The sequence below is a fragment of the Salinibacter pepae genome, assembly GCF_947077775.1.
Taxonomy (GTDB): domain Bacteria; phylum Bacteroidota; class Rhodothermia; order Rhodothermales; family Salinibacteraceae; genus Salinibacter; species Salinibacter pepae.
In genome coordinates this window covers 1,093,141-1,108,419 of the sequence record NZ_CAMTTE010000001.1, presented here as the reverse complement: position 1 = coordinate 1,108,419, position 15,279 = coordinate 1,093,141, and the positions used below count along the sequence as shown (strand labels likewise).

The following is a 15,279-nucleotide window of genomic DNA, read 5'->3' as shown; positions in this document are numbered from 1 at the left end:
CTACGGCTGGGTGCCCACCGTCTGGGGGCGTTCCTCGACCTGCTCGTCCTCCGCGTTCACCTCCGTGGGCCCGCCGTCGGAGAGGGGCACCGCGTCGAGGATAAGACGCGCGCTGCGGTTGTACGTGAAGTAGTTGTAGGCCCAGTTGACGAGGGCGCTGAGGCGGTTGCGGAAGCCCACCAGCTTGGCAATGTGGATGACGACCCAGAGAAACCAGGCCATGAAGCCCCGAAACGCGATGCCCCCGGCAAACTCGGCCACCGCCGCGTTCCGGCCGATCGTGGCCATCTGGCCGAGGTCCCAGTACTCGAATCGCTCCGTGGTGCCGTCGCGGAGGCGGCGCTGAATCTGGGCCGCGGCGTGCCGGCCGCTCTGGATGGCGACCTGCGCGAGCTGGGGCTCGTATCCGTCCTCGCCCTCAATGGCGGCCATGTCGCCCACGACGTACACGTCCGGGTGCTCGGGCACCGTCAGGTCCGGGCTCACGACGACCCGATCGGCCCGGTCCTGCTCGGCGTCGAGCAGGTTGGCCACCGGGCTCGCCTTCACGCCGGCCGCCCAGACCAGCGTCTGGGTCGGGAGGACCCGCCCATCGGCGAGGTGGACCCGGTCGGGGGCGACGCGCTCGACGGCCGTGTTGGTCTGGACGTCCACGCCGCGCGCCTCGAGGACCTGCCGGGTGTAGGCCCGCTGTGGCCCCTTGTAGGGGGGCAGGAGCTCGTCCTCCATTTCCAGAAGGAGGCAGCGGGCCTCCTCGCGCGTGTCAAACCGGGCAAAGTCGTCGTTGAGCGTGTCGAAGAGCTCCACGAACGCGCCCGCCATCTCGACGCCCGTTGGCCCCCCGCCCACCACGACGAAGGTGAGGGCGCCCTCTCCGGCGCCCGCCCGCTGCCGGTCGTACCGCTCGAACTGCCGCAGCACGCGGTTGCGCAGGTTGACGGCGTCGGGCACGTTCTTGAGGGGGTAGGCGTGCTCCTCCACGCCGGGAATCCCGAAGTCGGTCGAGACGGCACCCGCCGCCAGGACGAGGTGGTCGTAGGAGAGCGACTGACCGCCGTGCAGGTGCACCTGCTGGCGGGCAGGGTCGATGTCGACCACGGTGCCGAGGCGAAAGTTCACCGTCTCGTTGCCCTGGAAGATGTTGCGCACATTGTGGGCAATGTCGTCCGGCTCCAGCCCCGCCATGGCCACCTCGTAGAGCAGCGGCTGAAACTTGTGGTAGTTGTTGCGGTCGACGAGCGTGACGCGGACCGGGGCGTCGCGCAGCGTTTTGGCGGCCTCCAGGCCCGCAAACCCGGCCCCGACGATGACGACGTGGGGGCGGTCGGACGCAGGCGACGGTGTGTCAAACGGCATGGGGAGAGGAGGAGGCGTGGAATGAGGGGCTTGCGCGTAACAACGCTGAACAAATTAGACGCCACGTGGTCGTCGCCTTTCCGTAATATCGCCGCCCAGCGTAAGTTTCTCAGCATCGTCACACCCCGCAGGGCGTTTTGGAAACCGCCGGCTGGCGTGCCATCGCAGGGACGAGGGGCGATCCCCCCATACGCCGCGTCTCTTTGAGAAGGGATCTTTAGGAAGGGGACAGAACGAGGCGTCTCCTTCGTCCCACAACCCTCGGTCTTACAGGGCAGGAGCGTCGCGCCATCGGGGCACGGGGGAGGCGTTCCGGTGGAACAAAATTGGTGGGAACTCCCAGGGCCCACGGAGGCGGCCGTGGACCTCCCCCGTCTCCTCGCTTATACTGTACTGTATGCAGTCAAGTTTTGCTACAAAGCCGTCCTGATTCCACCATGCACAACCCGGTTACCCTTCGCTCGCCGCGCATCTACGGGGGCGTGCTGGTCCTCACCGTCCTGGCGACTGTCCTGGGGACATGGGGGGGCGTGTCGCTGGGGCCCTGGGCGCTGGGGATCCTGTTCGTGGCCGTCGTGCTGACGGGGATGCCGCACGGGGCCGTCGATCACCTCGTGGCGGCCCGGCTGTGGGGCCTCGGCCCGACGTGGGCCGACCAGGCAAAGTTCTACGGCGGCTACCTCGTCCTGATGGCGCTCTACGGGGCGCTCTGGATTGGGGCCCCGGCCTGGAGCCTCGGCCTCTTTCTGGTCATGACCATGTACCACTTCGGGCAGGCCGACCTGGCCTACTGGCGGCTCCCGCCCCTGTCCGCCCGTCTCCTCTACCTGTCGCGCGGCCTCTTTCTGCTCGGCCTGCCCATCGTGGCCTTTCCGGAGGTCGTCGCGCCCATCTTCGAGGCGATGGGGGGCGTTCAACTGCTCACGTGGCCGGGGGTGACGACGGCGCCGGGCGCCCTGTTCGCGGGCCTCGTCGCGCAGCACCTGGGGGCGCTCGGAATCGGCAGGCTGGGGGCGGACCCGAGTGTCGACTGGGCCCTCGGGCGGGAGGCGACCAACGTCGCGGTGCTCGCGGCGCTGTTTGGGCTCGTCCACCCGCTCGTGGCCTTTGCGGTCTTCTTCGGGGGGTGGCACGCGCTGGGGCACATCCTGGAGCTCCTCCGCTTCTTCCGGCGGCAGGGAGACGCCATGTCGATGGCCCGGTTCTACCGGGAGGCGTTCCTGTTTACGGCGATCCCCTTCGTTGGACTGGCGGGCCTCTACGCCGCCACGCAGTCGTTCGGGCTGGAGGACCAGATGGTCGCGCTTCTCTTCATCCTGATCGCCATCATGACCCTCCCCCACATGGTGGTCGTCGAGAAGATGTACCGGGAGCGGGAGAAGGGCGCCCCCCAGGCCGCCGCCTGATCCCGATCCCCGACACCCGATCTCCGACACCCGATCCCGACAAACAAAAAAGGGCGTGGCACCCGGCCACGCCCTTGGGGAAGAGAAAAGAAGGAGGGGACTACATGCCGCCGTCGTTGGCCTCCGGGGGAAGCAGAACGCTGTCGATGACGTGGATGACGCCGTTCGAGGCCTCAATGTCGGTCTGCACGACGGTGGCGGTGTTCTGGCCCATCAGGCGGACGGTACCGTCATTGACCTGGATCTGGACGGAGCGGCCTTCGAGTGTGGGGGCAGAGTCCATGCCGGTCACGTCCGACGCCATCGCCGCGCCGCTCACGACGTGGTACTGCAGGATGGCCTGGAGCTGCTCCTTGTTTTCCGGCTGGAGGAGCGACTCAAGCTGCCCGTCCGGCAGGGCGTCGAAGGCGGCGTCGGTGGGGGCGAAGACGGTGAACGGCCCCTCGCCCTTCAGGGCGCCCACGAGGTCTGCCGCCTCCAGGGCCTGGGCCAGGGTGTTGAAGTCATCGGCCTGGACGGCCGTATCAACGATGTCCGGCTGGTCGGCGCCCGTGTCGTCCTGCTGGGCGACGGCCGGGCCGGCAAGGAGGGCGAGGCCGAGGCCGAGAAGAAAGACAAAGCGTGATGCGTAGGTGGTCATTGGCTGTTTGGAGTGGTTGAAAGGATCTACGGATGGGGCCCAATCCCTAACCCGTGGGAATATTCCCCGGACCGACGGGCCGCCGCCATCCCTTACGAGTTCGTCGCACCTCGGAGACGGGCCGAGTCGGGGGCGCCGCCGCGCAGGCATGGGCAGGTAAAGAACGCACGATCTGCCGGGAGTCCCGAACACTGGTTTGCACGACGCGTTACACCGCCGTGATTACTGTTACTCATACCCATCGCAACAGACCGATATAGCGTCGTGGCACAAGCGAATACAGGAGATGAGGTCCAGGTCCACTACACCGGCAAACTGGAAGACGGCACGAAGTTCGACGAGTCCGAGGAGGAGCCCCTGAGCTTTACCATCGGGGAGAATCGTGTCATTCCGGGGTTTGAGGAGGCCGTAACGGGCATGGAGCCGGGCGACGAGAAGACCGTAGAGGTGGAGCCGGAGCAGGCCTACGGGGAGCACCGCGAAGACATGGTCATGGAGATGGACCACGACCAGATTCCCGACGAGGTGGAGCCGGAGGTTGGCCAGCAGCTTCAGCTGCGACTGGAGAACGGCCAGACCGTCCCCGTGCTCATCACGGCCCTCGGGGAAGACTCGGTGACCATCGACGCGAATCACCCGCTGGCGGGGCGCACGCTGATCTTCGACATCGAAGTGATCGACGTTGCCGAAGGCAGTGGCTCGCCCGACGGCGGAGGCGGCGGCGAGGGCGGAAACATCGTCACGCCGTAGTGTGGACGGACGGTCCGGACGCCGCGGACATCGTCCCATTTTCGGATTTTCCGTGCCCCTGCATGGTCGATCTGTGCAGGGGCATTGCTGTGGGAGGCGGCCGGACGGGCGGCGTGAGGCCGGCGCAATGCTCGTAATGTTCGGGTAGCGGCAGGCGGAACGCGGGGGCGCAGGCGCCTTTCCCGCTCGTACGGCCCCACTTTGGGAAAAGAAAGCACTCCACAGCCTGTCCGGAAGACGCTCTGTTGCGCGACGCTGCTGCGTTGGGTACGTTGAACCCGTACACTGCCACAAAGCGATAGGAGGCCTCGTCGCCCCTCCGTTGCGCTTCTTTCCTGCTGAATCAATCGTTCGGTCATGTCTACTTCCGACGTTGCGGGGCCCGCCGACCGCAGCCAGCGCCAGTACAACTTTTCGGCCGGGCCGGCCACGCTTCCTGTGGAGGCGTTGCGGGAGGTCAAAGACGAGCTGCCCGTGTACGACCACGTTGGGGCCTCGGTGATGGAGATCAGCCACCGCTCACCCGCGTACGACGAGATCGAAGCGTCCGCCCGTGAGCACCTCCGTGCCCTGCTCGACCTGGGTGACGACTGGCACATTCTCTTCCTGCAGGGCGGGGCCCGGATGCAGTTTTACCAGGTGCCCCTCAACTTCCTGCCCGAGGACGGCGTGGCCGACTACGTCGTGTCGGGGCGGTGGGGCGTGAAGGCGGTCGCCGAGGCCGAACGGGTGGGCGGCGTGAACGTCGCCGCCTCCAGCGAGGACGCGGACTTTGCCTACGTGCCGGACGTGGCGGAGTGGGACCTCACCCCGGACGCGTCGTACGTCCACGTCACGACCAACGAAACGGTCAATGGCAACCAGATGACCGACGACCCGGTGCTCGACGTGCCCGTCGTCACCGACGCGTCGAGCGAGTTTCTGAGCCGCCCGATGGACCTGGAGGGCTACGGGCTCATCTATGCCGGGGCGCAGAAGAACGTCGGGCCGGCGGGCGTCACCGTCGTCCTCGTGCACGACGACTTCCTGCGGCGCCGCAAACAACCGCTCCCGACGATGCTGGACTACGGCACCCACGCGGAGCGTCGCTACAACACGCCGCCGGTCTTTGCCATCTACATGGTGGAGAAGGTGTGCCGCTGGCTCCGCAACCAGGGGGGCATCGACGCCATCCACGCCATCAACCGGCGAAAGGCGCGCCTGCTCTACGACGCGATCGACGCGACCGACTTTTACCAGGGCACCGTCGACCCGGAGGACCGGTCCACGATGAACGCCACGTTTCGGCTCCACGACCCGGCCCTGGAGCCGGTCTTCCTCCAGAAGGCCGAGCAGGAGGGGCTGCTCAGCCTGTCCGGGCACCGCTCCGTGGGCGGGGTGCGCGCGTCCATGTACAACGCGATGCCCGAGGCGGGCGTCCGGCGGCTCGTGGCGTTTATGGAGGAGTTCGAGCGCACGCACGGCTGAAGCGGAAGCACCAGGGGCGGGGCGAAACGGGAGAGCCCCAGGGCTTGGGAAGGGAGGACGGTACGAGACGGTCTTTGAACCAACGACCACGGCGCAATGGCCCTCACGATTGGCGTCCCGCGCGAAACCGACCCGGGCGAGACCCGCGTTGCCCTGATCCCCGACGTGGCCGATCGCCTGTTGGCGACGGTGGACGATCTAGACATCCGCGTCGAGGAGGGCGCCGGGGAGGGAGCGTACCACACCGATGCCGACTACGACGCGGCGGGGTGTTCGGTCGTGGGGCGGGACGCGACGTTCGACGCCGACATCATCGCGAAGGTGGCCCCCCCGTCCGACGACGAGGTGGACCGGCTCGGCGAGGGGCAGGTCCTTGTCGGCTTTCTCAGCCCGCTCGAACGCCCGGAGGCCGCACAGGCGCTGGCGGACCGGGGCGTGACGGCGCTGGCGATGGAGCTCGTGCCGCGCATCTCGCGGGCGCAGAAGCTCGACGCGCTCTCCGCGATGAGCTCGATCGGGGGGTACCGGGCGGCGATCGGGGCGGCGGAGCGACTGCCCGCGTTCTTCCCGCTGCTCACCACCGCCGCCGGCACGGTGCGCCCGGCCCGGGTGCTCGTGCTGGGGGCCGGCGTGGCGGGCCTGCAGGCGATCGCCACCGCCAAGCGCCTGGGGGCGAAGGTGTTCGGGTACGACATCCGCGAACCGACCCGGGAGGAGGTCGAAAGCCTCGGCGCGTCCTTCGTGGAGCTGGAGGTGGACATCGAGGCCGACCAGGACGAGAGCGGGTACGCGGAGCAGGTGGAGAAGGAGAAGCAGGAGCGACAGCCCGAGCTCCTGCAGCCCCACCTCGCCGAGGCCGACGTGGTGATCTCGACGGCCCTCATTCCCGGCCAGCCTGCTCCCCTGCTCATCAACGAAGAGGCCGTGGCGGCCATGGATCCCGGGTCGGTGATCGTCGATCTTGCCGCGCCGAACGGGGGCAACTGTGCCCTCACGGAGACCGGAGAAGAAATCGTGGAGCACAACGTCCAGATCTTGGGGCCCACCAACCTGCCCGCCGAAATGCCGGTCCACGCGAGTGAGCTCTACGCCAAGACCGTCGCCGCCATGGTTGAGGAGGGACTCGACGAGGGCCGTTTTGCCCCGGACTTCGACGACGAGATTTTCGCCGAGTCGTGCCTCACCCGCGACGGGGAGGTTCAGAATGAGCGTGTTCGGGACCTTATTGCGCCTACGGAGAAAGAGGCTCCTGAGACGTGACACGGCACCCGTGAGGACGCCTGGTGCGGGCGGTCACACATCACGACTCACGCATCACGACTCACGTGTCACTCTGTCTTTCAGGGAGGCAGTCGGGTCTCCTTGTGCTCCTGCATTCGAATTCTGATTTCCCGCTGTCCGAAAAGCCAACATGCTCAACAACCTGATTATCTTCGTCCTCGCGGCGTTCCTCGGCACGGAGGTGCTAACCAAGGTGCCGCAAACCCTGCACACCCCCCTCATGTCGGGCGCCAACGCCATCAGCGGCATTACGGTCGTGGGGGCGCTGGTGGCGGCGGGCATGACGACCGGGCCGTGGTCGACCTGGATCGGCTTCGGGGCGCTCGTGGTGGCCACCATCAACGTCGTCGGCGGCTTTCTGGTGACCGACCGCATGCTGAAGATGTTTGGGAAGAAGGAGGCGTCCCCCGCGTCGGTTGGGGCGGGGCAGGCGAACGGCTCAGCAGACTGAGTGCGTAGTGCGTATTGCGTAGTGCGTATTGCGTAGTTGTACGCTGGAAGCCAAGTGACGAAATACGCACCACGAAATACGAGGGAAAGGTCCCCGCTCCCGATAGACTCTCCTCCGTACGGTTTTGCCTATGAAAACTGCGATCATCGACCTCGCGTACCTGCTCTCGGCGGTGCTCTTCGTGTTCGGGCTCAAGCGCATGCAGTCGCCCGTTACCGCCCGCACCGGCAACGCGCTGGCCTCCCTCGGCATGCTCGTCGCCGTCGTCGCGACCCTCTTCCTCCAGGAGATTCTGTCGTGGCCCATGATTTTGGGCGGGCTTGCCCTGGGCGGGCTGGTCGGCGTGGCGCTGGCCCGCACCGTCGAAATGACGGCCATGCCGGAGCTGGTGGCCGTCTTCAACGGGTTTGGGGGGCTCGCCTCCGCGCTCGTCTCGGGGGCGGAGCTGTCCCAGTACGTGAGTGGGGACGTGTACGGGTTTGGGGCCGTCACGGCGGTGACCATTGCGCTCTCGATCCTCATCGGGACCGTCACCTTCTCGGGGAGCATCATCGCCAACGGCAAGCTGAGCGGCTGGATCACGGGCAGCCCCATCTCCTTTCCCGGCCTGCGGGTGCTGACGGGCCTCCTGCTCGTGGGGGCGGGCGTGGCGTTCGGCGTGATGGTGGCGTACGCGGAGGCCTTTCCCACGCTCGCCCGCCCGATGATCCTCGCGGCCCTCGGCCTCGGGGCGGCGGCCCTCCTGCTCGGCATTCTGCTCGTCATCCCCATCGGCGGGGCCGACATGCCGGTGGTCGTGTCGCTTCTGAACTCGTATTCCGGCCTCGCGGCCGCCGCGGCCGGCTTCGTGCTCGACAACACGGCCCTCATTGTGAGTGGGACGCTCGTCGGGGCGGCGGGCATGATCCTGACCGTCCTCATGTGCGAGGCGATGAACCGGTCCCTGGCGAACGTCATGCTCGGCGGCTTCGGCGGGGGCGACGGGCCCGCGGCGGGGCTCGACGTGCCGGAGGGCAAGACGGTCAACGAGACGTCGCCGGACGACACGGCCATCCTCGCCCGCTACGCCGACAGGGTGGTCATCGCGCCGGGCTACGGGCTGGCCGTGGCGCAGGCCCAGCACGAGGTGCGCGAGCTGGCCGACCGGCTGGAGGCGCAGGGCATCGAGGTGAGCTACGCGATCCACCCGGTGGCGGGGCGCATGCCGGGGCACATGAATGTGCTTCTCGCCGAGGCCGACGTCTCCTACGAGAAGCTCTACGAGCTGGAGGACATCAACCCCGAGTTCGCGACGACGGACCTTGCCATCGTCGTGGGGGCGAACGATGTCGTTAACCCCGCGGCCCGGGACGACGAGGGCAGCCCGATCTACGGCATGCCGATCCTGAACGTGGACGACGCGGACACGGTCGTCATGATCAAGCGCAGCCTCAGCCCCGGCTACTCCGGCGTGCCCAACGAGCTGTTCTACGCGGACAACACGAAGATGCTCTTCAGCGACGCGAAGGAGGCGGTCGCCGAGATCACCGACGCGGTGAAGGAGATGGAGGAGGCGTGAGTGTTGAACGTTCAGAACCTGTTTGGCGGATGGATATTCAGCCGAGACACAGCGGGCAACGTGGATGAACGGAGCCCAAACGAGCCCTGTAGCGGCGCTACCGGGCGAGTGCAGAAGCCGTTCTGCGCTGGGAACGCAGTGACCGAGTAGTGTCTGGGCTGCACGAGATCCGCGACGTCGCAGGCCATAGACAGCCCGCCGAACAGGTTCTCAACGTGTAGCATTCCAACAGCCCCTCACGCCGGGTCCTGAGGGCGCCTCTCTTCCAGGAGGGGCCGGAGGTCGGTCCAGATCTCGTCCGCGATGAGGCGGTGGCCGGCCGCGGTGGGATGGATGCCGTCGTCCTGCATCAGGGAATCGGACCCCGCAATGTCGTTGAGGAGGAACGGAATCAGCGTGACGCGGTCGTACGCCTCGGCGACCGCCGGGTAGACCTGGCGGAACTGCCGGGCGTACTCCCGCCCGAGGTTCGGAGGCACCTGCATCCCGGTCAGGAGGACGCGGGCCTCCGGGTACGTGCTCAGGGTCGTGTCGATAATCCCGCGCAGGTTCTTGCGGGTGACGCCCGGGTCGATGCCGCGCAGGCCGTCGTTGCCCCCCAGCTCCAGCACGAGCACGTCCACCGGCCTCTGCAACACCCACCCGATGCGCTGCAGGCCCCCGGCCGTGGTCTCCCCGCTCACGCCGGCGTTTTGCACCTGTACGTCCCACCCGAGGGAGTCAACCTTCTGCTGGAGACGGGCGGGAAAGGCCGCCCGGGACGACACGCCGGACCCGGCGGCGATGCTGTTGCCGAGGACCAGCACGCGCGTCTCCGCGTCGGTCGTGTCCGCCGCGCCCGACGCCGTGGCCGATTTGGTGGTGTCGGCCGACGAGGCGGCGGGGGAGGAAGTGGCGGGGGAGGAAGTGGAACGATCTTGCCCGCAGCCCACCAGGCCCAGAACCCCTACGAGCAGAAACAGGTATAGGCGAACGCGTGACATGAACGGGGCGGGGCCAAGTCGCAAGAGTGGAGGACAGGGTCGGCCCGCCGAACCGAAACCAACACAGCAGGGTTTCTGAGACGCCGCGGCCGACAGTGCCCCTCCCCGTTTTCGCACCGATCCTTATCCTTCGCGCCCATGAGCGAGACCTCCGTTCTCCAGGTCGAGTCCCTGACGAAGACGTTTCCCAGCGGGGGGCGCACCCTGACGGTGATTGACGACGTGAGCTTTGCGGTGGACGAGGGCGACACCTGCTCCATCGTCGGCCCGTCGGGCAGTGGCAAGACGACCCTGCTGGGGCTGTGCGCCGGCCTCGACCAGCCGACGGGCGGTCGCGTGGAGCTTTGTGGCGTCGACCTCACGCCCCTCGACGAAGACGAGCGCGCCGAGGTGCGCAACCGAAACGTCGGGTTCGTCTTCCAGACCTTCCGCCTGCTCCCGACGCTCACGGCGCTGGAAAACGTCATGGTGCCGGCCGAGCTGCGGGGCGACGCCGACCCGCGCACCCGGGCCGCCGATTTGCTCGACGAGGTGGGGCTGGGCGACCGGCTCGACCACTACCCCACGCAGCTCTCGGGGGGCGAGCGCCAGCGGGTGGCCATGGCCCGGGCCTTCATCAACCGCCCCCGCGTGCTCTTCGCCGACGAGCCGACCGGCAACCTCGACGCCGAGACGGCCGGTCGGATCGAAGACCTTCTCTTCGAGCTGAATGAGACGGCCGGCACGACGCTGGTCCTGGTGTCTCACGACCAGGAGCTGGCCGCCCGCACGGAACGCATCCTCCACCTCCGCGGCGGGGAGGTCGTCGACGACGAACAGGTGTCGGAACCGGCCGGCGTCGCCTAGCGGGCCGTCTGCCCGCGGGGAAGAGAGGCCCCGACGGAAGGACCCGGCCCCCGAATTCCCAACAAGGGGCGGCCCCCAAGTCCATAGGGAAGCCGTCCCTGCCGACCATGTGTGGCAACGGGGCCCTCAGAAGAGAATCCCTCAGCGGGCCGAAGGGGCCACTAGTTGAGGCCCAGCTGCTTTGAGGCGTCCTTCACCAGCGCCTCGGCGGCCTCCGGCGATTCGGCCTCGGAGTAGACGCGCAGCACCGGCTCGGTGCCGGACGGGCGGATGAGGAGCCAGCCGCGGTCCGTGACGTGCTTGAAGCCGTCGAGCGTCCGCACCTCCTCCACCGCGTGGCCGTCCACTGAGTCCAGGCCGCCCTGGGTGTCGAGCCGGTCCAACACGCCGGCCTTCTGGTCCTCGCGGATGTGGATGTCGTCGCGGTAGTTGTAGTGCGGGCCAAACTCCTCCAGCAGCTCGTCCACGAGGGCGGAGAGCGTCATGCCGCGCTCCACCATCATCTCCACGATCAGCAGGCCGATGTAGACGCCGTCGCGCTCCGGGATGTGGCCGGCCGCCGCGATGCCGCCCGACTCCTCCCCGCCCACGAGCACGTCGCCCTCGGCCATCTTCGGGGCGATGTGCTTGAACCCGATCGGGGTGGTCTCCACGTCCAGCCCGTAGTGGGCGCCCATCTTGTCGAGCAGGTGGGTGGTGGAGAACGTTTTCACGATCGAGCCGGTGAGGCCCCGTTCCTCGTGGAGGTACTTCACGAGCAGGGCGAGGATGCGGTGGGAGCTCACGAAGTCGCCATTCTCGTCCACCATCCCGATGCGGTCGCCGTCGCCGTCGTTGGCGAGGCCCACCTGGGCGTCGCTGGTGGCGACGGTGTCGGACAGCTCGCCCAGCCGGTCGGCGATCGGCTCCGGCGCCACGCCGTGGAAGCCGGGGTTGTGGTCGTGGCGGAGGGACACCACGCCATTGCCCAGCAGGGCCTCCACGAGCCCCTGCGCCGCGCCGAACATGGCGTCGTGGGCAATCGTGAGGTCGGCGTTCTGGATCGCCGCGATGTTGAGCGCGTCCCGGAGGGCGTCGAGGTACCCGCCGCGGACGCCGTCGGCCTGAACCGCGCCGTTGGCGGCGAGGGTGCCGAACGGGGTGAGGGCGGTGCCGTCCAGATTGTGGTCCGGCACCGCCGCCTCGACGGATGCGATCATGTCCGGGGGCGCGGGGCCGCCGAAGTGCGCCTTGATCTTGTAGCCGTTGTACGAGGGGGGATTGTGGCTGGCCGTAATCACCACGCCGGCGTCGTGCCCGGCCGCCTGGGTGGCCCAGCTGACCGCCGGGGTGGGCACGATCGAGTCGGCCAGGGTGACCGCCACGCCCGCGTCCGCGAGCACCCGGGCGGCCCGTTCGGCGAACTCGGCCCCGAGGAAGCGGGTGTCGTGGCCGAGGACGATCGACGGCGCGTCGCCGTAGTCGTCGTGCAGCCAGTTCGCGGTGGCCTGGGCCACGCGTTCGAGGTTGGCGAAGGTATAGTCGTCGGCGATGACGGCCCGCCAGCCGTCGGTCCCAAATTCGATCGGCGTGTTGGCCATGTTGGAAGAGCGGTCGGTGCAAGGAAGGGCGATTGGCAACACCTCCGGTGCGAAGGCAACACCCCAAAGAAAAGAAGCCGTCGGGGGAAAAGCCACCCCCCCGCGCTCGCCCCTGAGGCGGGGACGAGACGCGGAGGCGAACGGACGAACAGACGTCGAAGGAAACGCAAAGTCCAGGAGAACGAGCCGGAAGCGTTTGCGTTGGGGTCGGCAGTATGGGTTCGACATCCTGTTCTGCAACCGCCCACACCCCTCCATGCGCGTCCGTTCGTCCGCCGCAGTGTCCCTGTTGGTTCTCCTGATTGTGCTGCTCGGGGGCGGGCGGGCCGAGGCGCAGGCCGTGCGGGTGGAGGCCGGGGGCGGCTGGGCGATCCCGTCTACGGAGGTTGACGTGTCCGTTGAAGGGCGGGACCGCCCCGCAGCGATCAATCCCGGATCGGGGCCGAGCGGGTACGCCGCGGTGGGCCTGAGGCGGACGCTCACAGACGACCTGTCGCTGGACGTGCGGGTCCGCGCCCAGCAGGCGCAACTGCGCGTGGGTTCGGACGACATTTCGCCTGCGATTGACCGCTGCGTGAACTCGTGTCCGGAGGGCCGCCTGCGGGCGCTGTCGCTGGAGGGGCAGCTGCACCTCACGTCGGTCGGGCGGATTGCCCCGTACTTCCTGGTGGGCCTCGGCGTGGTGCGGACCACCATCGACGCCACCCGCATCGAGGCGGGGGCCAATACGTTTCAGCTCGGGGAGACCGACGTGACGGACGCGGGGGGGAACGTGGGCTTCGGCGCGGCCCTGCGGCTCGTAGACGGGCTCTCGCTCACGGCGGAGACGCGCGTGGCCGGCAGCCTGCCGGGCGGCAAGGAGAATGCCGTCACGACGTTTCCGTTTACGCTGGGACTGAGCTATACCTTCGGAGGCGAGTAGAGCTTAGAGTCGTGGGCCTGTGACACCCACGGCCCGCTTCCGGGCAGCATTTCGGCACGCAGACCATAGTCCTCTATCCACTACGCCATGGTTCGCACGCCCCAACTGGTTGGGCTTTTCCTTGTGCTCTGCGCATCTCTCCTGTGGGGGCCGGCCGCTCTCGCCCAGGAAACCCCTCGCGTCATGGGCGAGCCGGTCCCGCACGAGCGGGCCCTGAGTACAGAACGGTACCAGGATTGCGGGCTTCGCAAGCGAGCGGTCAATGCTTCGGTCAGTCACCGACCCGTCCCGAAGCAGAGTCACGAGGCCAGTGCGACCATTGAGGTGGACTACGGCGAAAACTTCACGACCGAAGCCGAAGACGCTTTCGAACGGGCGGTAGACGTCTGGGAGACACACATCTCCTCCCCGGTTCCCATCCAGGTGCAGGCCTCGTACGAGGCGCTTGGAGAGGGGACCCTGGCGGCTGCGGGGCCCAATTTCTTTTACGGGGTGGACGCGACGGGGAACGGGGAGATCGATGTCTTTGCGGGGGATGCCCTCACCGATGCCATCGTCGGGGAAGAGGCCAATCCTCAGGAAGCGGACATTATTGTCCGGGTCAACAGCCAGCGGAGCGACTGGCATTTCGGGCCCGGGGATGCGCCGGCCGGGACCATCGACTTCACGTCCGTGGCCCTCCACGAGCTCGGACACGGGCTGAACTACATTGACCTCTTTTCGGTCGACAACCAGGGAGCGGGCGAGTATTCATCCGACACCGACGGAGGGAATCGCATCCTCGGGGTGTACGACCGCCAGGTTGTATCGGGCGAGGGTAGGGCCCTGACGAACACAAGTTTCTATCCGAATCCATCGGACGAACTAGGGTCGGCGTTGACCAGCAACCGGGTGTTCTTTCAGGGAGAAGCTTCGGAGGCGACCGCCGAGTTGGGCACCGGACCGGCACTCCCGAAGCTCTACGCCCCTGGGTCGTTTGCGGGAGGGTCCAGCATCGCGCACCTGGACGAGGACACCTATCAGCCCGAGACGCAGAATGCGCTCATGTCGCCGATCATCGATCAGGCGGAGACGAACCGCTTGCCCGGCCCCATCATGTGTGGTCAGTTTCGAGACATGGGGTGGCCGCTCGGGGTGGGATGCGAGCAGTACTTCCAGGACCTCTTCGCGGTGTCGGTGCAAGAAGTTGATGGACAGAGCGGCAGTCGGACCCTTTCGTGGAGTGAGGCGAACGACGCGAACATCCAAGAGTACATCGTCGATCGCCGGTACTTTGGGGGAAGCTTTGAGGAAATGAAGCGTGTGGATGCTTCCGAGGTGGCCGGGTCCAGCCTGACGGTGGAGAACCTGGGGGTTGGCGCGTTTGAGTTTCGCCTACGATGGGTCCGCGAGAACGGATCGACGGCGTCCTCCCCCGAGCGAGTCCGCGATACAATCACCGTTCGGGACGTGAGCACCACCATCACGGGCCGTGACGAGCAGGGACGCGGGACGGTTGACCTATCCTGGACAGTGCCGCCAGGAACTTCGTCCGACTTCCTGTACCGGGTTGAGCGGCGCACCGGGGAGGAGGGCGCGTTTCAGCCGGTGGCTACGGTTCCGCAGGACGGGGACGCCAGCGACGAGCAGAGCAAGCAGTACACGGTGAAGGGCCAGACGCCGGGCCGGTACGAGTACCGGGTGCGGGCCCAGGACGGGGCCGGGAACGCCGTCACCAGCGCGGCCCGCGAGGCACAGATCGACTTTGAGGGCGACGTCTACGCCCTGGGGCCCTACCCGAATCCCGTCCGGGAAACGGCGTCGTTCGACCTGACGGCCCGCGAGCCCCAAAGCGTACAGGTGGAGGTCTACAATACGCTTGGGGAACAGGTCTACGCCGAACAGCGCGAGGTCCGTGCACAGGATCCTACGTCCCTCTCCATCGACGCGAGTCAGTGGGCCAGCGGAATGTACTTCCTGCGCCTGCGGGGCGACGGGAGCGTCGGACAGACTAAAAAGATGATCGTTGTTCAGTAGCCGGTGGACACGAAACGGTCTGC

At 67.5% G+C, this 15,279-nt stretch carries 13 protein-coding genes; 9 read left to right on the top strand and 4 right to left on the bottom strand.

All coding sequences use genetic code 11. The annotated features are described in order from the left end of the window. Nucleotides 1-1,356, bottom strand: coding sequence for an NAD(P)/FAD-dependent oxidoreductase (locus OJA40_RS04645; RefSeq protein ID WP_208426290.1), 1,356 nt, complete (start codon nucleotides 1,354-1,356; stop codon nucleotides 1-3). Nucleotides 1,357-1,793: 437 nt separating this feature from the next. On the opposite strand from OJA40_RS04645, the gene OJA40_RS04640 reads away from it, so the two are divergent. Beyond that, on the top strand, nucleotides 1,794-2,762 hold the full coding sequence (locus OJA40_RS04640; protein ID WP_208426291.1) for a Brp/Blh family beta-carotene 15,15'-dioxygenase: 969 nt from the start codon (nucleotides 1,794-1,796) through the stop codon (nucleotides 2,760-2,762). A 100-nt stretch (nucleotides 2,763-2,862) separates the two neighbouring features. On the opposite strand, the gene OJA40_RS04635 is transcribed toward OJA40_RS04640, so the two are convergent. Further along, on the bottom strand, nucleotides 2,863-3,402 hold the full coding sequence (locus OJA40_RS04635) for a fasciclin domain-containing protein (protein ID WP_263792905.1): 540 nt from the start codon (nucleotides 3,400-3,402) through the stop codon (nucleotides 2,863-2,865). Between the two features lie 264 nt (nucleotides 3,403-3,666). Between OJA40_RS04635 and OJA40_RS04630 the strand changes: the two genes are divergently transcribed. From OJA40_RS04630 to OJA40_RS04610, 5 genes are all read left to right on the top strand, one after another. Continuing rightward, the gene (locus OJA40_RS04630) at nucleotides 3,667-4,152 is read left to right on the top strand and encodes an FKBP-type peptidyl-prolyl cis-trans isomerase (RefSeq protein WP_011404934.1); all 486 of its coding nucleotides are present in this window, start codon (nucleotides 3,667-3,669) and stop codon (nucleotides 4,150-4,152) included. A 357-nt stretch (nucleotides 4,153-4,509) separates the two neighbouring features. Beyond that, nucleotides 4,510-5,619: a 3-phosphoserine/phosphohydroxythreonine transaminase gene (gene serC / locus OJA40_RS04625; RefSeq protein ID WP_263810039.1), complete on the top strand. Its 1,110-nt coding sequence runs from the start codon at nucleotides 4,510-4,512 to the stop codon at nucleotides 5,617-5,619. A 96-nt stretch (nucleotides 5,620-5,715) separates the two neighbouring features. Continuing rightward, nucleotides 5,716-6,879, top strand: a complete 1,164-nt coding sequence (locus OJA40_RS04620; protein ID WP_263808194.1) for a Re/Si-specific NAD(P)(+) transhydrogenase subunit alpha — start codon at nucleotides 5,716-5,718, stop codon at nucleotides 6,877-6,879. 151 nt (nucleotides 6,880-7,030) lie between these two features. After that, nucleotides 7,031-7,351 (top strand): NAD(P) transhydrogenase subunit alpha part 2, encoded by a 321-nt coding sequence (locus tag OJA40_RS04615; RefSeq protein ID WP_208426295.1) that lies wholly within the window; start codon nucleotides 7,031-7,033, stop codon nucleotides 7,349-7,351. Between the two features lie 130 nt (nucleotides 7,352-7,481). Then, on the top strand, nucleotides 7,482-8,909 hold the full coding sequence (locus OJA40_RS04610) for an NAD(P)(+) transhydrogenase (Re/Si-specific) subunit beta (RefSeq protein ID WP_208426296.1): 1,428 nt from the start codon (nucleotides 7,482-7,484) through the stop codon (nucleotides 8,907-8,909). Between the two features lie 236 nt (nucleotides 8,910-9,145). Here the strand turns inward: OJA40_RS04610 and OJA40_RS04605 are convergent, their stop codons facing one another. Next, a complete protein-coding gene (locus OJA40_RS04605) occupies nucleotides 9,146-9,892 on the bottom strand; it encodes an arylesterase (protein WP_263810038.1) in 747 nt (248 codons plus the stop codon). A gap of 138 nt (nucleotides 9,893-10,030) precedes the next feature. Here OJA40_RS04605 and OJA40_RS04600 point away from each other — a divergent pair, with 138 nt between their 5' ends. Continuing rightward, nucleotides 10,031-10,738, top strand: a complete 708-nt coding sequence (locus OJA40_RS04600) for an ABC transporter ATP-binding protein (RefSeq protein ID WP_208426298.1) — start codon at nucleotides 10,031-10,033, stop codon at nucleotides 10,736-10,738. 161 nt (nucleotides 10,739-10,899) lie between these two features. On the opposite strand, the gene OJA40_RS04595 is transcribed toward OJA40_RS04600, so the two are convergent. After that, nucleotides 10,900-12,318 carry a phosphoglucomutase/phosphomannomutase family protein gene (locus OJA40_RS04595; protein ID WP_263810037.1) on the bottom strand — a complete coding sequence of 473 codons (1,419 nt, stop codon included), beginning with the start codon at nucleotides 12,316-12,318 and terminating at the stop codon, nucleotides 10,900-10,902. A 256-nt stretch (nucleotides 12,319-12,574) separates the two neighbouring features. Here OJA40_RS04595 and OJA40_RS04590 point away from each other — a divergent pair, with 256 nt between their 5' ends. After that, nucleotides 12,575-13,240 (top strand): outer membrane beta-barrel protein, encoded by a 666-nt coding sequence (locus tag OJA40_RS04590; protein ID WP_263810036.1) that lies wholly within the window; start codon nucleotides 12,575-12,577, stop codon nucleotides 13,238-13,240. A gap of 87 nt (nucleotides 13,241-13,327) precedes the next feature. After that, nucleotides 13,328-15,256 carry a T9SS type A sorting domain-containing protein gene (locus OJA40_RS04585; RefSeq protein WP_263810035.1) on the top strand — a complete coding sequence of 643 codons (1,929 nt, stop codon included), beginning with the start codon at nucleotides 13,328-13,330 and terminating at the stop codon, nucleotides 15,254-15,256. Nucleotides 15,257-15,279: the final 23 nt, after the last annotated feature.

Bases quoted from the DNA above. Each gene is read 5' to 3' on its own strand.
- OJA40_RS04635 (WP_263792905.1), bottom strand. From the start codon at position 3,402: ATGACCACCTACGCATCACGCTTTGTCTTTCTTCTCGGCCTCGGCCTC.
- OJA40_RS04605 (WP_263810038.1), bottom strand. From the start codon at position 9,892: ATGTCACGCGTTCGCCTATACCTGTTTCTGCTCGTAGGGGTTCTGGGC.
- OJA40_RS04590 (WP_263810036.1), top strand. From the start codon at position 12,575: ATGCGCGTCCGTTCGTCCGCCGCAGTGTCCCTGTTGGTTCTCCTGATT.
- OJA40_RS04620 (WP_263808194.1), top strand. From the start codon at position 5,716: ATGGCCCTCACGATTGGCGTCCCGCGCGAAACCGACCCGGGCGAGACC.
- OJA40_RS04645 (WP_208426290.1), bottom strand. From the start codon at position 1,356: ATGCCGTTTGACACACCGTCGCCTGCGTCCGACCGCCCCCACGTCGTC.
- OJA40_RS04600 (WP_208426298.1), top strand. From the start codon at position 10,031: ATGAGCGAGACCTCCGTTCTCCAGGTCGAGTCCCTGACGAAGACGTTT.
- OJA40_RS04640 (WP_208426291.1), top strand. From the start codon at position 1,794: ATGCACAACCCGGTTACCCTTCGCTCGCCGCGCATCTACGGGGGCGTG.
- OJA40_RS04610 (WP_208426296.1), top strand. From the start codon at position 7,482: ATGAAAACTGCGATCATCGACCTCGCGTACCTGCTCTCGGCGGTGCTC.
- OJA40_RS04615 (WP_208426295.1), top strand. From the start codon at position 7,031: ATGCTCAACAACCTGATTATCTTCGTCCTCGCGGCGTTCCTCGGCACG.
- serC (WP_263810039.1), top strand. From the start codon at position 4,510: ATGTCTACTTCCGACGTTGCGGGGCCCGCCGACCGCAGCCAGCGCCAG.
- OJA40_RS04595 (WP_263810037.1), bottom strand. From the start codon at position 12,318: ATGGCCAACACGCCGATCGAATTTGGGACCGACGGCTGGCGGGCCGTC.
- OJA40_RS04585 (WP_263810035.1), top strand. From the start codon at position 13,328: ATGGTTCGCACGCCCCAACTGGTTGGGCTTTTCCTTGTGCTCTGCGCA.